The sequence below is a fragment of the Lysinibacillus sp. FJAT-14222 genome (genome assembly GCF_001278875.1).
Classification (GTDB): Bacteria; Bacillota; Bacilli; order Bacillales_A; family Planococcaceae; genus Lysinibacillus; species Lysinibacillus agricola.
This window is the reverse complement of record NZ_LIYL01000024.1, coordinates 49,417-65,453: the sequence shown is the minus strand read 5'-3', so window position 1 is coordinate 65,453 and position 16,037 is coordinate 49,417. Positions and strand designations below refer to the sequence as shown.

Here is a 16,037-nt window from a genome sequence, read left to right as displayed (position 1 = left end):
GGTGATGAAAAGGAGTCATGTATGAAAGCTTTATTTCGCATTTTTATGGCATGTGCTGCAATTGCGTTGATTGGCTTTATGTTTTTTAATACACCACGGGAAAACGAGCCACTAAAAGGCCCGAATGCCAATTCAAATATTATTCCCAAAACCGAGTTAAAGCAGCCTGAAATGGGAGCAACGACACGTCCAAAAAGTGGGATGTCGACATTAATCGGTCAAGAAGCTAAGGTGGTTTTGGAGAAATATGGTGAACCAGTACGCAAGGAACCATCCTCCTATGGATATGATTGGTGGATCTATAATACCAGATCTTCTACATTTTTCATGGTAGGCGTTGACAATAATGTTGTGACACAAGTTTACATTGCTGGCGAAGATTTGGATGCATCTCCTTTTAAGGTTGGTCAGAAGCGCGATGACATATACCGAATGACAATTATTGATTATGAAGTAACTGCGAATGTAGGTGAAAATATTTTCATTTTCTCAATGAGTGAAGAAGATATGCAAACACGATTGCTTGTAAAATTCGATGGGCTTTTTGCACAACTCTATATAGATAGAGAAACGAGTGAGCTACAAGGAATACGTTTTACTAATAGTGAAACGCTAGTTCTTCATCAACCGTATGAAATGACCTATCAAGGAGAGCTTGTTACATCAACACCGCCGTCTTCCTTTTTACAGCAGGAAATCAATGTAGCGAATGCTGCGCAGCTTGACGATTTAATAAATGTAACAAGGGTTTATCATGATTTACCTGCATTAGAAATTGATGAATCAATAGAGGAAGTTGCAAAAATGCATAGTGAAGATATGAAGGTTCAAAATTTTCTTGGACATGAATCACCAACAAATGGAGATTTAAAAAAGAGATTAGAAACACAGGGAATCGAATATAGTGAGGCGAATGAAAATCTTGCGACTGATTATTTTGATGCTATCGAAGCAATGCATGGCTGGCTCAATTCACCTGAGCATCGAAAAGTTATCTTAAATGATAAATATACTACAGTTGGATCTGGAGTATTTTTAAACTATTATACGCAAATATTCTTAGAACCTTCTTCTCAGAAACTGGATAGTGAGAATAAGGACTCTGAGGAACCGGAAGAAAATATTGATGAATCATCACCATGAAATTTTAATCAGTGGGGTTTTCTTCCCCGCTGATTGTTAGTCTTCATCAATCGAGCTTTTACAGGTAGGTAATCTCTTCTTTGCTTTCGCTGAATTTTGAGGTGGGAATCGTAACGCTCGTTAATACGGGATAAAATAGAAATCTGAGACTGAAGGTAAACTTGGCGAAATCAAGTTTATCTTCAGTCTTTTCATTTTCTAAAATCTTATGCTTTTGCGAAAAAAGATGAGCAGCGGTGTAGACCACTATAACATAGAGCATCTACATTTTTCGTAACACCGTTACATTCGCCGTCATATGATAGAGAACTGAAAGGGGGAATGAAGCTTGCAATTAGCTGAGCTATTGAAAGACTGGCCATGTAGCGTGACTGGAGGATCTATCCGCACAAGTATTACGGGTGTTGAGGATTATGCACAGGCAATAAAGCCAGGAGATATTTTTATTGTTCGCAAGGGCAAGAAAACAACGGGAAGTCGTTTTGTAAAAGAAGCAATAGCACGAGGTGCTGCCGCCATTGTATCAGAGGAAAGTATTTCACTACCTATTATCGATCAAAATATTCCTTCTGTTTGGGTTCCAAATACATCCTTATTTTTATCGTATGCGAGTGCAAAGCTTTCAGCCTTTCCAGCAGAAGCATTAACAGTAATTGCGATTACAGGTACAAATGGTAAAACAACAGTGAGCCATTTTGTGAGCCAATTGTTAAGAGCTTTACATAAAAATGTAGCAGTTATTGGAACTGTAGGATTATTCATCAATGGACAGAAACAACAAACGATATATGAGCAATTAACAACATTGCAGGCAAAAGAGTTGCATCCGATTTTAAAGCAATGTGTACGAAATGGTGTTACACATGTTGTTTTGGAAGCTTCATCAATGGGGCTACAGCAACATCGACTTGATCATTGTGACATCGATTGTGGCGTCTTTTTAAATTTATCGGAGGACCATTTAGAGGATCATGGAGGACTTGAGGCATATAAGCGTGCGAAAAAAAGGCTGGCAGATTTATCAAAAAAGCTAGTGCTAAATGGAGACGATAATTTTTGCCGTTCTGTCGGTATTTATGATAAGAAAAAATCCTGTTCATTTGGCTTTGATAATCATAATGATTTACATATCCAAATTGTCAGTGAATCAATTGGAAAAACGGTACTTTGTTTACAAACGTCATCGAGTGAGCATATTGTAGAAATCCCTTTCGTTGGAAAGTATCATGTGCAAAATGCTGTAGCAGCGTTAATGGCTTTATGGCGTCTAGGTTTCTCCATTGAAGAGATAGCTGAGCATATGTGGTCGTTAAAGCTACCAGAAGGAAGACTTGAGAAAATTGACAATCCATTTGGACTTGATGTGTATGTAGATTACGCGCATACTGCAGAGGCACTACAGGCAGTTTTGCAAACTTTTGATCGCTCGAAAACTCTTTACCTTGTATTTAGCTGTGGGGGAAATCGAGATAAGGCAAAACGTTTTGCGATGGGAGCTGTAGCTAGTAAGTATGCAGATGTCATTTTTTTAACAACCGATAATCCACGCGATGAAGACCCTATCTTAATTAATGAAAGTATTATTGCTGGTTTTACTGAACAGCAATATTATGAAATCTTTTTAGATCGAAAAGTCGCCATTCATCAGGCATTAGCAAAGGCAGAAAAAGGAGATATTGTACTTGTTGCCGGAAAAGGGCATGAACAGACCCAACAAATAAAAAATCAAAAATTCCCTTTTTCCGATCAACAATGTATTCGAGACTACTTTTTAAATATTATGACTGAGGACGGCGTTGAATGACGAAGAAAGAAGCAGTCGCAATAGCAAGTTTGCGTCCAGTCTCATCCTCGATATCACATTCCATCACAAGTGTTTGACGCCCTTTATGTACGAAACGTCCACGAGCGATTAGTTCTTTGTTAGTTGTTGTGGCAATATAAGAGACATTGATATTTGTTGTGACAACATTAAAGCCTTCTGGTACCGAACGCGAAGCAAGTCCTCCCATTGCTGCATCCGCAATTGTTGCAATTATCCCTCCATGTGGGACCTTAATTGTATTATGGATAACGGGTGTAATAGGGATACGAACCTCGCTGACCTCAGGCTCAAACTTACCCACCATATGTAAGGCAGCATTAATATAACGGCGATGAATACCTTGTTGTTTATCACGAAGTCCAGACAATAAATGCAGTAAAACTTCCTCATCTTCAGCTGTACTATGTTGTAAAATATCTGCTAATAATTCTTCTATTTGTCCTTTAGATGATGTTACCAATTAAAAAACTCCTTCATTTAAAAATATCAATAATGTAAAATTACCACAAAATCTGTTATGATGGGAAAGAGATTGGGGGAATTAAAAATGATGATGACCTCTGACTGGGGAATCATTTTGGATGAGGCCGATGCGCTTTGTGAGATGATTCTTTCCTCTGAACCTGCGAAAACGCTGCAACAAGCGTATGATGCTGTTTATGGCGACGTCCAATTAGTTGAAGCTATTCACGCATTTAATCGCATGAAAGAGCAGTACGAAGATGTACAACGTTTCGGAAAATATCATCCGGATTATCATACAATTATGAAATCGATTCGTCAGCAAAAGCGCGCACTCGATTTAAATGAAAAGGTTTCGGCCTTAAAGATTGCTGAAAACGATTTTCAAGATTTACTTGACGAAATAAGCCTACTTATAGGAAAAACTGTATCAGAAGCAGTGAAAGTTCCTGTAAGTAATCCGTTCTTTGCATCAGGTTCTTCATGTGGTGGAGGATGTGGCTCAGGCGGTTCTTGCTCTTGCTCTGCATAAACAAGGTAATATTTCTTCTTAGACTGTATACAAACTCGATGAATTATGAGTTTGTATACAGTCTTTTTTTATGACAATGCTATTGCGACTTCGGGGTGTAATAATGACGGGAAAATTGTATAGTAATTGAATAAGCAATATAGAAATTAAAGGAGGATTAACAGATGAATACTTATCGAATTGCCGTTATACCAGGAGATGGAATTGGTAAAGAGGTTGTACCAGCGGCGATAGAAGTTCTGAATAAAGCCGCCCAATTAGATGGCAGCTTTCAATTTGAATGGACAACATTCCCATGGGGCTGTGATTATTATTTAGAGACCGGTAAAATGATGCCTGATAATGGTATTGAAATTTTGAAAGGGTACGATCAAATCTTTTTAGGTGCTGTAGGTATGCCAGATTTAGTACCAGATCACATTTCATTATGGGGGCTACTTATTAAAATCCGCCGTGAGATGAAGCAATCTATTAATGTGCGTCCAGCAAAGCTACTTCAAGGTTTGCCTTCCCCTTTACGTAACCCAAATGGCTTTGATTTTGTTGTTGTACGTGAAAACTCAGAGGGAGAGTATGCGGAGAGCGGTGGCAGAATACATAGTGGACAGGATGAGGTTGCTATCCAAAATGCTATTTTCACAAGGAAGGGTACGGAACGTGCAATGCGATATGCATTTGAAATGGCGAAAACTCGACGCGGGCATGTGACAAGTGCCACAAAATCTAATGGAATTACCTACAGTATGCCTTTTTGGGATGAAGTATTTGCTAAAGTAGGTAAAGATTACGAGAACATAGGACAAGTATCTAATCATATTGATGCTTTAGCTGCTTTTTTAGTGATGAAGCCAGAAAACTTCGATGTAATTGTTGCATCAAATTTATTTGGGGATATTTTAACTGATTTAGGTGGCGCAATTATGGGGAGTATTGGAATTGCTCCGGCTGCAAATTTAAATATAGAACGACAATATCCATCCATGTTTGAACCAGTCCATGGCTCTGCTCCTGATATTGCAGGACAAGGGATAGCAAATCCGTTTGGACAAATTTGGACAGGTAAAATGATGCTTGACTTCTTAGGTTATCATGAGCTTGGAACAAAAGTGCTGAATGCGATGGAAGCAACATTAGCGAAAGGTATTAAAACAGCCGATTTGGGAGGAACAGCGACATTACGTGATGTAACAGATGCGGTATTACATCATTTACAATAAAGTTAAAGCCTCCAGACGTAATTACGCCAAGGCGAACACGGAGCGCAGCGGAGGAAGCGGCTCGTCGCTCGCCCGCAGGAAAGCGAGTGGCCCGTAGCGGATATCAGAGCCTTCTAATTTAATTAGGATGGATAAAAATGGTTAATCAACACACTTGATAAAATATAATAATAAAAGGTAAGGGCTGTTAGAAGAGGCCCTTACCAATCAATGTGTCAACCATTATAAAATGAAGGGGAGCCTCCATTCCTTTGTTTCTTATTTTTGTAGTAGCTCTACAGCAATATCAGGTCGATCTGTAACAATACCTTTTGCACCGTTGTGAATTAATCTATTCATTGTTGCCACATCATTAATTGTCCAATAGTGTACAGGGATGTTTAAGTTGCTTAAAAACTGAATAAACTTCGGAGAATCCAGTGTAATTACTCCTGATTTAGGTGGTATCTGGAATACATCTACCTTTGGATGATATAAATGTCCGAATTGGCTTGAGAAAGAAGCGAATGCTTTACGAACATCTGATTCACCTGCACCGAGTGCTACTTGGTTTTGCGCATATAGATTAAAGCGATCGATCTGTTCACCGTAAAAGCTTGTGACAACTACTCGATTCTCTGCACCAAGCTCTTCAATTAAACGCCATAGTTTAGAAGGCATTAAACTTCCCTCATAAGTATCTGGTGCGTCTTTAATATCAATATTCACCAACATATTTGGATAAGTTTCTAGTAGTTCCCGTAATGTGACAACGTCAATTTTTTCATTTCGATAAGGAACTTCCCCATCTAAATCTTCAAATTGATAGCCGTGGTTTAAAGCATTTATTTCTGCTAAAGTCATGTCTGCAACAAGACCATAGCCATCTGTCGTACGATCAACAGTATCATCATGGAAAACGATAATTTCCTCATCTTTGGTTAAGCGAATGTCTATTTCAAAGCCGTCAACACCAAACTGTGCGGCTTTTTTAAAAGCAGGCATTGTATGTTCTGGTGCTAAGTGAGCACCGCCACGATGTGCGAGAATGATTGGGTGATCAAATTGTAATGCTTGTTTACCTTCTCGTTGTTGAGGTTTAGAAATAGCTTTACTACCTGCCCAAGCAGCTGCACTTGCCGCTGCGATTGCGAGCGCAATTTTTGTTTTCTTACCCATGTTCGTCCTCCTTAACAATTAAAATGATATAAAAAGTACTAGTGAATTCACTTTTCATTTTCAGTGAGCAAACAAAATCAGAGAAATTTCTAACTTAAACTAGAGCTCTATTAACTTACATAAGTGAATGTAAAACTCTTAATCAACGTTGTATGCTTTTCCATTATAACGGAAAAATGAGCGTTCTGTCAGCTAAACTCTGTTGCTATCATTTTCCGGTCTATGGTATTCTTTTATGTAAGAAATGAGGGGAATACGATATGAACGAACGACAAGGACTAATCGTTTACGTCCATCAATTAAAACATGCGAAGTCTCTTCGAAAATATGGTCATGTTCTTTATATTTCTCGAAGGCAAAAATATGTAGTGATTTATTGCGAGCAAGAGGAAATTGAATCAATGACAACAAAACTACAACGCCTTCCATTCGTGAAAGACGTTGTAAAGTCTTATCGTCCATTTGTTAAAACAGAGTATGAAAATGCAAAACCAGATAAAGCGAAAGAATATGACTATAAAGCAGGTCTATAGTATTATATCAACGCCGGAACGTAGTGATGAAGTCTCATTATTCCAATTAAGTATTGATAAAATAGTTTTGATTCCGAAAATATAGAAGAGTGCTTTATTTCTACAACAACCGCTTTTCTATCTAGTCGTTTAATACTTTCTTCAAACATTTTTTGTCGCTGTGAAGGCTGCTCTTCATTATAAGGGATGCCTTCTCGACAAATATAAATCGGCATGAATTTACTTTCACCAACTGGTTTTAAAGCGACTGCTAAAGAGGTAACCTTTTTTTCTTCTTTAGTGGATGTTAGTATAAAGGCTTGGTGGAAGCGATCTTGATTGGTTCTCACGATTTCAAGTAGCTCATAAACATCACCATAGCCCTCACCTAATTCTATAAATTGTTGTGGCATAAAAATTGCACATCCTTTCCAATACACATAGTATCATGCTGCGGGAGGTCAAGCACATGAAATTTGCAATGAGTTTTTTTTCCATACTAGCACTAATTATTACTGGAACAATATTTTTCCAGTACCATGCTTATTCGTCTGACTTAGAGACAGGAAATGGCGAATTCCATTATTCGCAAGAGATAGAAATTGTCTATCGGGAAAATAGCTTGGATATTCGCCAACATTTTAAAAATTTACCCAACCAAAAGGTGAAAATAAAGTGGCCAGAAAATGCTGTAAATCCTAGTTGCTTTATCGAAAACGAAAAAAGCTGTGATCGCTTATCAGAAGAAGTCTCATACTTTAAAAAAGGAGAGACTAAATCGCAATCTGTTTCATACATAATTCCAATTGAGGGTGGCTTAAAAGAAAAAATGCTCATCCAAAATGTTTTCGCCACATTAACGAATGGTGAAACATCTTATTCTGTTGTACATATTTCAACTGATAGTAAAATTGTTGGTCAGTGGATAACTGGCTTGCCATTAGTAGGTCAGCAACAACTTTCACTTGTTAACTATACAATGTTTAGTGGATATGGTACAGTTCGTGATATTTATTGGCAAACGGGTAATCTTAAGGTACAAGAGCAAACCCCTGTGTTATCTATTTATGCCCCGGAAGCTATTTCCAAGGATTTCTTAACTTCATTGGAAAATTTACAATTTTTGAATGATCAACATATTGCTATTATTCAAGAAAAGAATCCAGTGAAAGAGCATGATGATCGACTTTTATTTTTGCCAGAATTAACTGAACAAGCTGTGGAGAAAGAAGTTATATTGTCACAAATAAAGTCACAATATAAGTTTGAAGATTCACCAACATGGTTGCCGGAAGTTGTGGCATCTTATTTAGTGAAGGATACGATTGGTTCTGCTAAAACAAAGGAAATCGTGAAGACATTAAAAGAATATATGACGGCTAATCAAGAGTCGGCATGGCAGGAAGCTCTAAATAAGCTTGGGGAAGAGCCAATTTCTCCTGCAACAATGGACGAGCTTTTATCCGTGGTGTTAGATGCAAAAACGTCTTATTTTAAGCTGAATGCGGACCAAGAAAATGGCACATATCCACTATTATTTGAGGATGATCGAAGTGTTTATGTCAATGATGTTTTGAAAGAAGATATTCAAGTAATTCTCTTTGAAGGACAAGTATTATATACTGCTGATACATTATTGCCATATCTAGGCTATACTGCAGGTGAAGGTGAAAATGGATATTATATAAATAGTGATAATCGCACCTTCCGATTCCCAAAAGAACCTGGATTTTATGTATTTAATCAACGTAGATATTCTACTATTTCAGAACCGATTGTTAAAATTGCCAATCATTATTACGTTGAAGAAGCTTGGCTACAACGATTATTTTTAGTAGAATTACAAAAAAGTGATGATCGTATCCAGGTCTTAACACAAGAATAAATTTTTGCAGCGGAGGTTCATCTTTCGCTGCAAAAATACTTTTATATGGAATAAGAAAGTACGGTGATTTGCGAAGATGAGAGTTGTAGCAGGAGAACGTAAAGGGATGCCGTTAAAGGCGATTACAGGGAACACGACGAGGCCTACAACAGATAAAGTAAAGGAATCCATTTTTAATATTATTGGTCCATTCTTTGATGGAGGCATAGCGCTCGATTTATTTGCAGGAAGCGGTGGCTTAGGCATCGAATCTTTAAGTAGAGGGGCAGAGCAAGCCGTTTTTATTGAAAAGGATGCAAAGGCATTCCAAGTGCTACAGGAAAACATAAAAAAATGTCGTTACGAGGATTGTTCTGAGCTATTTCGCATAGATGCGAAGCGTGCTGTGAAAGCGTTATTAAAACGTGATATTACATTTAAATTAGTATTTTTAGATCCACCATACCATCACAAAGAATATTATGACTTAGTACAGATCCTTGTCGACAATGATAAAATTCAACATGATGGCATCATTTTATGTGAGCATGCAAAAGAAGTAGAATTACCACAAAGATTTGGGGACTTTGTATTAAAAAGACAAGAAACATATGGTGGAACGATTATTTCAGTTTATTTGTGCGAAAGCGGAGTGTAAACGAAGCGTCATCAACACATGTTTGCTGTAGCGAAGCAAGAGCTACCATTACGCCAAGGCGAAATTGATCGTTGCACAGAGGAAGAGGGAGAATAAGTTGTCAGAGAAAATTGCTGTAGTTCCAGGAAGTTTTGATCCGGTGACATTTGGCCATTTAGATATTATTAAACGTGCGGCAGATGTGTTTGACACAGTTTATGTTGCTGTTTTAAATAATTCATCAAAGCAGCCATTATTTTCAGTAGAAGAGCGTATGGCTTTAATGGCTGAGGTAACTAAAACCTTGCCCAATGTACGTATTGAAAGCTCATCTGGACTGCTAATAGACTATGCTAAGGAAAAAAAGGCAAAGGCGATTGTCCGTGGTTTGCGTGCTGTTTCGGATTTCGAATACGAAATGCAAATTACTTCGATGAACCGTTTTCTTGATGAAACTATTGAAACGTTTTTCATTATGACAAAAAATCAATACTCATTCTTAAGTTCAAGCATTGTCAAAGAGGTTGCGAAATATGGTAGTGATGTCAGTGAGCTTGTTCCTACTTGTGTTGTAGCAGCTTTAAAAGAAAAGTATGATTTTACAAAATAAACTACAAAGAGGATGTCTTAATTTTAAGGCATCCTTATTTTATTTGATAAAAATAAATTTAGGAAATATCAAGCGTGCTGATTAGGAAAATATAGGTTTATTATTGAGTGATAAAAGGATTTTTTTGTTGCTATTTTGCTAATATATGTCCATTTTAACTGATTGTAGCGTAGGGCTACTCGACTCCCGCAGGAAAGCGAGTAGCCCGTGGCGGAAATCAGAGCCTTCTAATTAATTAGGATGGATAAAAAATGGTTAATCAACACACCTGAGGAATTATCATAATATTTTTCTGCTGATTTGCTTTTACAATTGAGAAAGGTTAAAGGAATAAGCAAAATGGTTGATTTCCCTCTACCGCCTACTCCTCGGTCTCATCAAGGACACCAATCTTCTAAGAGTCGTCCAGTCTTCACTCATTCCTGAAATCCAAAGTCGCCTACTTCTTATAACGATGAGCTTCATTTTTACTCTAAAGATAAAGATAAGAACGATTTTTTATTTTAAGAAAAAAAGAGCATAAATAGTAGGCACAATGATTATGCTAAGTAGGCGGAATTTTATATATGGTCGAACGGATAGCTTGGCTGATTTCGCAATAACAAAAATTTGTAAGTGAATGCTTATACTTTGCATAGTTAACAACATAACAACTAGTAATGGTAAATACGAAAGGTTAGGGAAGGCCGAGACGGTCATTTTAAGACCATTTGTAACTTCAAGAATTGCGGCTATGGAAAGCTCAGCCGCATATGGAAGTTTAGGTATCAGTGAATCTAAGCCTTGCTGTACAATCGTCTGGATGGTAGTGAAAAAAATTATTGTAGTTCCAACTAATAGTATTGTTGGTGCTGTTTCTTTTATGCTTTCTGAAAATGGTGCAGTATTTAAAGGTGTATTGTGTATGGAAATGCTAGGAGGATCAATTTTACGGAATAAAAAATAGCCAGTAATTAAACAACAAATATTAAAACTATGTAGTAAACATAAAAACATCCATCCGAACGTACTACTTTGTAATAAATCAAGGCTTACAAAACCTAGCACAAAAAGTGGACTTGGTGCATGACATACGGCTAATAAAAAATTTGCCTCTTTTGGATGTAGTTGACCACTGTTTTTTAAGTAAACAATTGTTGTTGCTCCAGACGGATATCCCCCGAGTGCGCTAATAATATAGGCTTGTACGTATAAAGAAGCTCTTTTTGTTTTCGTTCGCATAGGAGCAGTTAAACGGAGAAGCCATTGCGTTAAAATAAGATAAGGTAATAAATATGGGAATAGCGCATCCATAAAAAGGTTCAAACCTAAATCAGTACCATGATGAGCTGTTTGTGGGAATAACAAGAGTAATAGAATAAGAACTATGCAAATCGCTATTTGAATTGTCGCGTACATGTTATCATCTCATTTCAACTTTTTGTCATTCACATAGGCAAATGCTAAAATCAATATATGTAAAAAAGGCAAAAACATGAACGTATGGTTTTGCGAGCGTCCTAGGAGGTGTTTTTCAATGAAGAAAAAAATTAGTATTTATTCAGTGTTATTAGTCGTTATTTGTTTTTTAATGTTATACCGACTAGACGCTTATATTATGAAGCCTGGAAGTGCTTATGATGTCAGTAAATTTGTTAACGTTGAAAATAACCATACTGACGATAAAGGATCCATGAGTTTAATGACAGTGGCTATGCAGCAAGCAACGCCTTTTTCGTATCTGTGGGCGAAAACACAAAAATATCAAAAACTAATGGATATTACTCAAGTTCGAAATCCAATGGAGGATGAAGAGGAATACAATGTTCGACAGTATAAATTAATGTCTGATTCACAATTTAATGCAAAATATATAGCTTTTCAAAAAGCTGGCCTTCAAACAAAAATTCTTTTCAATGGTGTTTTTGTATTAAATGTCCTAGATGGTGGTGCTTCAGATAATCTACTAAAAGCTGGCGATGAAATTATTGAAGTTGATGGACAAAAAATTAGTAACCAACAAATGCTTGTAGATCTTTTGAAACCAAAGCAACTTGGGGACAAGGCGACCATTAAATTTATACGTAATAAAAAAGAACAAGAAGTAACGATAACGTTAAAGGAAATTCCTGAGTCAGAAGAGAAAAGAGCTGGTTTAGGTATTTCGTATACTGAAAGTAAATCTATTGAAACAAATCCAAATGTGACTATGAAGACAGAGGATATTGGAGGTCCATCTGCTGGCCTGATGTTTACATTAGAAATTTTAGATCAACTACTCGAAGAAGATTTAACAAAAGGTTATGCTGTTGCAGGTACAGGGGAAATGCTGGCTGATGGCTCTGTTGGAAGAATTGGTGGAATAGATTATAAAATCATTGCTGCGGATCGAGATGATATGGAAATCTTTTTTGCGCCAGATGATGAAATTACTCCAGAAATGAAAGCGAAATATCCTGAGCTGGAATCTAATTATGATACTGCAGTAAGGACTGCTAAAGAAATTGGTACAAAAATGAAAATAGTTCCAGTTAAAACTGTTGATGATGCAATCGAATATTTAAAACAATTACAGCCAAAATAAAGTTTTATTACCGTAACGTGGAGTTGCTTTCCATTCCGACTGGGCGACATAAAAAAGTAAAAGGATTCACACATAGTTTTGTGTATGAATCCTTTTTTCTCTTTGGAAGGTGGATGTCGATAAAAATTAAAAGTTGGGTGATAAAACGTGAAAGTTAGTCGATAAAATTCAAAAGTTTGTCGATAATTCCTGAAAGTGTTCCGATAAAACTAAAAAGTTGGATGTCATTTTGTTAAAACGTATATCATGTGAATCAGCCTCTCGCTTTGCACAAGAGCTATAATGTGATTTTACTGACGTAATTGTTTTCTAACAGCATAAAAGGATGCTAGAAGAATTTCTAGCATCCTTTTTCGTTACTTAAAAACGAATCGGTGGTGTTTGATAATCTTTAGGAAGACTTTGCTCTTTTGTTCCATGTTCTATACTTAAATTGTAAACCTCTGCTGCATGAATATCTACAGCAAGCATAGTATCATCCATAGCTGCAACCCGACTGATTAAAGGTAAAGGTATGTCTTTTTTATGCATTCCTAAATAGGCTTGTCCATTCTTACTCATACCAAGTAAACGTATATTGGATGGGGCATCAAAGCTTTGTAACTGTTCCTTTGTAAATCCAGTATAAATATGTGTGAGCATACGCTGAAGTCGTGTCCACGTATAGCGTTTTGATTTAATTTTCTCCATAAAGCTGCTGAATGAAAGACTTGTTTTCGCTGCTTTAATAAGAGCATGCTCAATTCCTTCTGTTACTTCAGCGTAGCGAGTAAGTTCATTAGGTGTATGCCGAATAAGTGTAAACTGTAAGAAAGGCCAAAATGTTTCCCAACTTGCGAATTTACCGTATTTTTCATACCAATCAGCTAAATAATCAAACGATGCTTTAGGGAGAACGTCTTGCACACTTTGTAGAGCACTGGTTGCTGCTAGAGCCTTGCGTATTCCTGTGGCACTAGCAATTGATGCACCTTCTTGTAAAGCGTCGTGGTAACCTGCTGCAATGCGAGGGATAGTTAATGGCTTAATGTTACTATCTAGCATCATGGCAGCCTCAATATAATGAAAACCAAGTATATTGTTTGGTTGTGCCAAATCAATGTATGTAGCAGGAAACTTTTGAGAAAGCTGTTCATAGGCATAATGTAGACTTTTAGGATAGCTTGCTCCCGTTTTAAGGCTTTTTTTAATAAAAGCGTCATATTCAGTGCGATGATTGTTAATAAGCTGGAACGTATTCATAAAGGGTTGAATGGCACCGTCTTCGCTTCCAAAGGCAAAAGAATCGCAGCCAATTGCAGACAGTAAGGAAATCGCACCTTTTGCGAAATCAGTTGCAGGCGCGGTACTATAGACATAGGGTAGCTCGATGACAATATCAACACCACCTGCCAGAGCCATTTTTGTGCGTGTCCATTTATCGACCATGGCTGGTTCACCACGCTGCAAAAAATTACCACTCATGACAGCGATGACAATATCCGCTTGTGCTACTTTTTTTGCCTGTTCCAAATGATAGGCATGTCCATTGTGAAAAGGATTGTATTCAACTACTATTCCGACTGCTTGCATTAATTAAGCCCCCTTTATCATTATCATTTGCTTCTCGTTCTAAGTAATTTCAGAGCCTGTTGCTTATTAGAACTGTTTGGAGCAAATACACTTACCGTAGTATATAATTATAGGTGGGTTTTATTGAGGTGACAAGAAATTATCTTGACATCTATTTTTACACATTATATAATCAACATTGTTGTCTCGAGGTGATTAAACGAATGAAATGGTCAATTCATCAATTATCTAAATACCGCCAAAACGGGATGCCAATCGATGCCTATGTCCAATTGGACGAGGTGATGGAGCGAAACCAGGATATTCGAGCAATTTCGCCCATTCATGTAAAAGGGCTATGTACTTTCGGTGCATCGCAAATGACATGTCAGCTAACCGTGACAGCGACGTTAACACTACCATGTGCACGCACGTGGGAAGATGTTGAGTTTCCTATCGAAGTTGAGACAGTTGAAGTTTTCAGCTGGATTGACGAGGAAAAACGAGGGGAAGATGACGGAGAAATTCACTATCTTGATGGTGAAGTAATCGACATGAAGCCGGTTATCGAGGAGTTAGTGCTTCTTGAAATACCTTTGCAAGTGTTCAAGGAGAATACCGAAGGACAAGTGCAAGGTGGTAAAAACTGGTCTTACGCAACAGATGAAGACGTTGAACTACACAAAAAAGCTGACACACAAAAAGTGGATCCAAGACTAGCTAATTTAGCTAAGTATTTTGATCAAACAGACGAATAGACGATCTGTAAGGAGGTGCCATCAATGGCTGTACCATTTAGAAGAACTTCTAAAACTGCAAAAAGAAAGCGTCGTACGCATTTCAAACTATCTGTACCTGGTATGGTAGCTTGCCCAAACTGTGGTGAAGCAAAATTATCACACCGTGTTTGCAAAGCTTGCGGACAATACAAAGGTAAAGAAGTAGTAAGCAAATAATACAGTGTTTGCTCACTTAAAAGGCTAGTAGAGAGACCATGGCTCTTTACTAGCCTTTTTGTTGGTTTGAAGAGACAGAATTTTTCGTTAATAACAAAAAGATATATAGTACTATAATAATTGTATGATACAATTTATCCAATGGGACAAAGGGGGAAATAGTGTGGCTTATGTAATTGATAACAAAGATGGTATCATGACGTTTACAATTAATCGAGAAGAGAAGAGGAACGCTGTCAATGATGAAGTTATGGATGGCCTTCGAGAAGTAATTACATATATTCAAAATCATGATGATGTACGTTTTTTAGTCGTGACAGGTGCAGGGGATAAATCATTTTGCTCAGGTGGCGATTTATCTGAATTCCATTCGCTTGAAACTGAGGATGAGGCGTTCGGGATGTTAAGTAAGATGGGCAAAATATTATACGACCTTGCAACATTACCTGTGCCAACGATTGCATTAATTAATGGAACAGCGGTTGGTGGAGGCTGTGAGATTGCAACAGCTTGCGATTTCCGTCTAGTGGCTAGTCACGCGAAGTGTGGTTTTATACAGGGGACATTAGCAATTACGAGCGGCTGGGGTGGCGGTACATACTTATTCGAACGAGGATTACGTCATGATCGCGCGATGAAGATGCTAGTCGATGCAAAGCCTTATCCAGCAGAATTACTATATGAGATTGGTTGGGCAATGCGCGTTTTTGAAGGCTCAAAAGAAGAGGCTTTGAATGATTTTATCGAACATATGCGTAAAATTCATCCTTCTGTGCATAAGGCTTATAAAGAAATTGAGCTTCGCAAGTGGCGTGAGCGTAATATGTATGAGCGTGTTATGGAGGAAGTTCGTACATGTGCAAAATTGTGGGAAAGTGAAGCTCACCATGAGGCAGTTACTAATTTTCTGACAAAGAAGAACAATAAATAATGTATAATGGCAGTGATTATAGCAAAACATAATCGCTGCCTTTTTTAATTCGATGATTCTATTTTGCTCGCACATG

Annotated in this window: 17 protein-coding genes; 12 read left to right on the top strand and 5 right to left on the bottom strand. The window is 37.5% G+C overall.

Annotated features, from left to right (window positions below; all coding sequences use genetic code 11):
• Positions 1-21: 21 nt before the first annotated feature.
• Positions 22-1,143, top strand: coding sequence for a CAP domain-containing protein (locus tag AN161_RS12385; protein ID WP_053594667.1), 1,122 nt, complete (start codon positions 22-24; stop codon positions 1,141-1,143).
• Positions 1,144-1,471: 328 nt separating this feature from the next.
• Complete coding sequence (locus AN161_RS12380; RefSeq protein WP_053594666.1) at positions 1,472-2,947, top strand: UDP-N-acetylmuramoyl-L-alanyl-D-glutamate--2,6-diaminopimelate ligase; 1,476 nt, start codon at positions 1,472-1,474, stop codon at positions 2,945-2,947.
• Here AN161_RS12380 and AN161_RS12375 read toward each other — a convergent pair.
• The gene (locus AN161_RS12375; protein ID WP_053594665.1) at positions 2,922-3,428 is read right to left on the bottom strand and encodes a PaaI family thioesterase; all 507 of its coding nucleotides are present in this window, start codon (positions 3,426-3,428) and stop codon (positions 2,922-2,924) included. The two genes, AN161_RS12380 and AN161_RS12375, sit on opposite strands and share 26 nt — an antisense overlap.
• 87 nt (positions 3,429-3,515) lie before the next feature.
• Here AN161_RS12375 and AN161_RS12370 point away from each other — a divergent pair, with 87 nt between their 5' ends.
• Positions 3,516-3,962 carry a YlbF family regulator gene (locus tag AN161_RS12370; protein ID WP_053594664.1) on the top strand — a complete coding sequence of 149 codons (447 nt, stop codon included), beginning with the start codon at positions 3,516-3,518 and terminating at the stop codon, positions 3,960-3,962.
• Between the two features lie 164 nt (positions 3,963-4,126).
• Positions 4,127-5,179 carry a tartrate dehydrogenase gene (locus tag AN161_RS12365; RefSeq protein WP_053594663.1) on the top strand — a complete coding sequence of 351 codons (1,053 nt, stop codon included), beginning with the start codon at positions 4,127-4,129 and terminating at the stop codon, positions 5,177-5,179.
• A gap of 258 nt (positions 5,180-5,437) precedes the next feature.
• Here AN161_RS12365 and AN161_RS12360 read toward each other — a convergent pair whose 3' ends face one another.
• Positions 5,438-6,337, bottom strand: a complete 900-nt coding sequence (locus AN161_RS12360; protein WP_053594662.1) for a glycerophosphodiester phosphodiesterase — start codon at positions 6,335-6,337, stop codon at positions 5,438-5,440.
• Between the two features lie 260 nt (positions 6,338-6,597).
• Here AN161_RS12360 and AN161_RS12355 point away from each other — a divergent pair, with 260 nt between their 5' ends.
• Entirely contained in the window at positions 6,598-6,870 is a 273-nt protein-coding gene (locus AN161_RS12355; protein WP_053594661.1) for a YlbG family protein, read from the top strand.
• 2 nt (positions 6,871-6,872) lie between these two features.
• Here the strand turns inward: AN161_RS12355 and AN161_RS12350 are convergent, their stop codons facing one another.
• Positions 6,873-7,262 carry a hypothetical protein gene (locus AN161_RS12350; protein ID WP_053594660.1) on the bottom strand — a complete coding sequence of 130 codons (390 nt, stop codon included), beginning with the start codon at positions 7,260-7,262 and terminating at the stop codon, positions 6,873-6,875.
• 56 nt (positions 7,263-7,318) lie between these two features.
• Here AN161_RS12350 and AN161_RS12345 point away from each other — a divergent pair, with 56 nt between their 5' ends.
• From AN161_RS12345 to coaD, 3 genes are all read left to right on the top strand, one after another.
• Positions 7,319-8,734 carry a hypothetical protein gene (locus AN161_RS12345; RefSeq protein WP_053594659.1) on the top strand — a complete coding sequence of 472 codons (1,416 nt, stop codon included), beginning with the start codon at positions 7,319-7,321 and terminating at the stop codon, positions 8,732-8,734.
• Positions 8,735-8,810: 76 nt separating this feature from the next.
• Positions 8,811-9,371, top strand: a complete 561-nt coding sequence (rsmD, locus tag AN161_RS12340) for a 16S rRNA (guanine(966)-N(2))-methyltransferase RsmD (RefSeq protein WP_053594658.1) — start codon at positions 8,811-8,813, stop codon at positions 9,369-9,371.
• 97 nt (positions 9,372-9,468) lie between these two features.
• Entirely contained in the window at positions 9,469-9,960 is a 492-nt protein-coding gene (gene coaD / locus AN161_RS12335) for a pantetheine-phosphate adenylyltransferase (RefSeq protein WP_053594657.1), read from the top strand.
• A gap of 498 nt (positions 9,961-10,458) precedes the next feature.
• On the opposite strand, the gene AN161_RS12330 is transcribed toward coaD, so the two are convergent.
• A complete protein-coding gene (locus AN161_RS12330; protein WP_241774558.1) occupies positions 10,459-11,358 on the bottom strand; it encodes a hypothetical protein in 900 nt (299 codons plus the stop codon).
• A 118-nt stretch (positions 11,359-11,476) separates the two neighbouring features.
• Here AN161_RS12330 and AN161_RS12325 point away from each other — a divergent pair, with 118 nt between their 5' ends.
• Positions 11,477-12,523, top strand: coding sequence for a SepM family pheromone-processing serine protease (locus AN161_RS12325; protein ID WP_053594656.1), 1,047 nt, complete (start codon positions 11,477-11,479; stop codon positions 12,521-12,523).
• A 360-nt stretch (positions 12,524-12,883) separates the two neighbouring features.
• On the opposite strand, the gene AN161_RS12320 is transcribed toward AN161_RS12325, so the two are convergent.
• Positions 12,884-14,095 carry a nucleotidyltransferase gene (locus AN161_RS12320; RefSeq protein WP_053594655.1) on the bottom strand — a complete coding sequence of 404 codons (1,212 nt, stop codon included), beginning with the start codon at positions 14,093-14,095 and terminating at the stop codon, positions 12,884-12,886.
• 203 nt (positions 14,096-14,298) lie between these two features.
• Between AN161_RS12320 and AN161_RS12315 the strand changes: the two genes are divergently transcribed.
• The 3 genes from AN161_RS12315 to AN161_RS12305 all read left to right on the top strand — a co-directional run bounded on the left by AN161_RS12315 (position 14,299) and on the right by AN161_RS12305 (position 15,961).
• Entirely contained in the window at positions 14,299-14,832 is a 534-nt protein-coding gene (locus tag AN161_RS12315) for a YceD family protein (protein ID WP_053594654.1), read from the top strand.
• 24 nt (positions 14,833-14,856) lie between these two features.
• The gene (rpmF, locus tag AN161_RS12310) at positions 14,857-15,030 is read left to right on the top strand and encodes a 50S ribosomal protein L32 (protein WP_010858320.1); all 174 of its coding nucleotides are present in this window, start codon (positions 14,857-14,859) and stop codon (positions 15,028-15,030) included.
• Positions 15,031-15,193: 163 nt separating this feature from the next.
• Positions 15,194-15,961 carry an enoyl-CoA hydratase/isomerase family protein gene (locus tag AN161_RS12305; RefSeq protein WP_053594653.1) on the top strand — a complete coding sequence of 256 codons (768 nt, stop codon included), beginning with the start codon at positions 15,194-15,196 and terminating at the stop codon, positions 15,959-15,961.
• The last annotated feature ends 76 nt before the right edge of the window (positions 15,962-16,037 follow it).

Excerpts from the sequence above, each read along its gene's own strand:
- AN161_RS12320 (WP_053594655.1), bottom strand. The coding sequence starts at position 14,095 with ATGCAAGCAGTCGGAATAGTAGTTGAATACAATCCTTTTCACAATGGA.
- AN161_RS12370 (WP_053594664.1), top strand. The coding sequence starts at position 3,516 with ATGATGATGACCTCTGACTGGGGAATCATTTTGGATGAGGCCGATGCG.
- AN161_RS12360 (WP_053594662.1), bottom strand. The coding sequence starts at position 6,337 with ATGGGTAAGAAAACAAAAATTGCGCTCGCAATCGCAGCGGCAAGTGCA.
- AN161_RS12325 (WP_053594656.1), top strand. The coding sequence starts at position 11,477 with ATGAAGAAAAAAATTAGTATTTATTCAGTGTTATTAGTCGTTATTTGT.
- AN161_RS12330 (WP_241774558.1), bottom strand. The coding sequence starts at position 11,358 with ATGTACGCGACAATTCAAATAGCGATTTGCATAGTTCTTATTCTATTA.
- rpmF (WP_010858320.1), top strand. The coding sequence starts at position 14,857 with ATGGCTGTACCATTTAGAAGAACTTCTAAAACTGCAAAAAGAAAGCGT.
- AN161_RS12385 (WP_053594667.1), top strand. The coding sequence starts at position 22 with ATGAAAGCTTTATTTCGCATTTTTATGGCATGTGCTGCAATTGCGTTG.
- AN161_RS12345 (WP_053594659.1), top strand. The coding sequence starts at position 7,319 with ATGAAATTTGCAATGAGTTTTTTTTCCATACTAGCACTAATTATTACT.
- AN161_RS12365 (WP_053594663.1), top strand. The coding sequence starts at position 4,127 with ATGAATACTTATCGAATTGCCGTTATACCAGGAGATGGAATTGGTAAA.
- AN161_RS12355 (WP_053594661.1), top strand. The coding sequence starts at position 6,598 with ATGAACGAACGACAAGGACTAATCGTTTACGTCCATCAATTAAAACAT.
- AN161_RS12350 (WP_053594660.1), bottom strand. The coding sequence starts at position 7,262 with ATGCCACAACAATTTATAGAATTAGGTGAGGGCTATGGTGATGTTTAT.
- AN161_RS12315 (WP_053594654.1), top strand. The coding sequence starts at position 14,299 with ATGAAATGGTCAATTCATCAATTATCTAAATACCGCCAAAACGGGATG.
- rsmD (WP_053594658.1), top strand. The coding sequence starts at position 8,811 with ATGAGAGTTGTAGCAGGAGAACGTAAAGGGATGCCGTTAAAGGCGATT.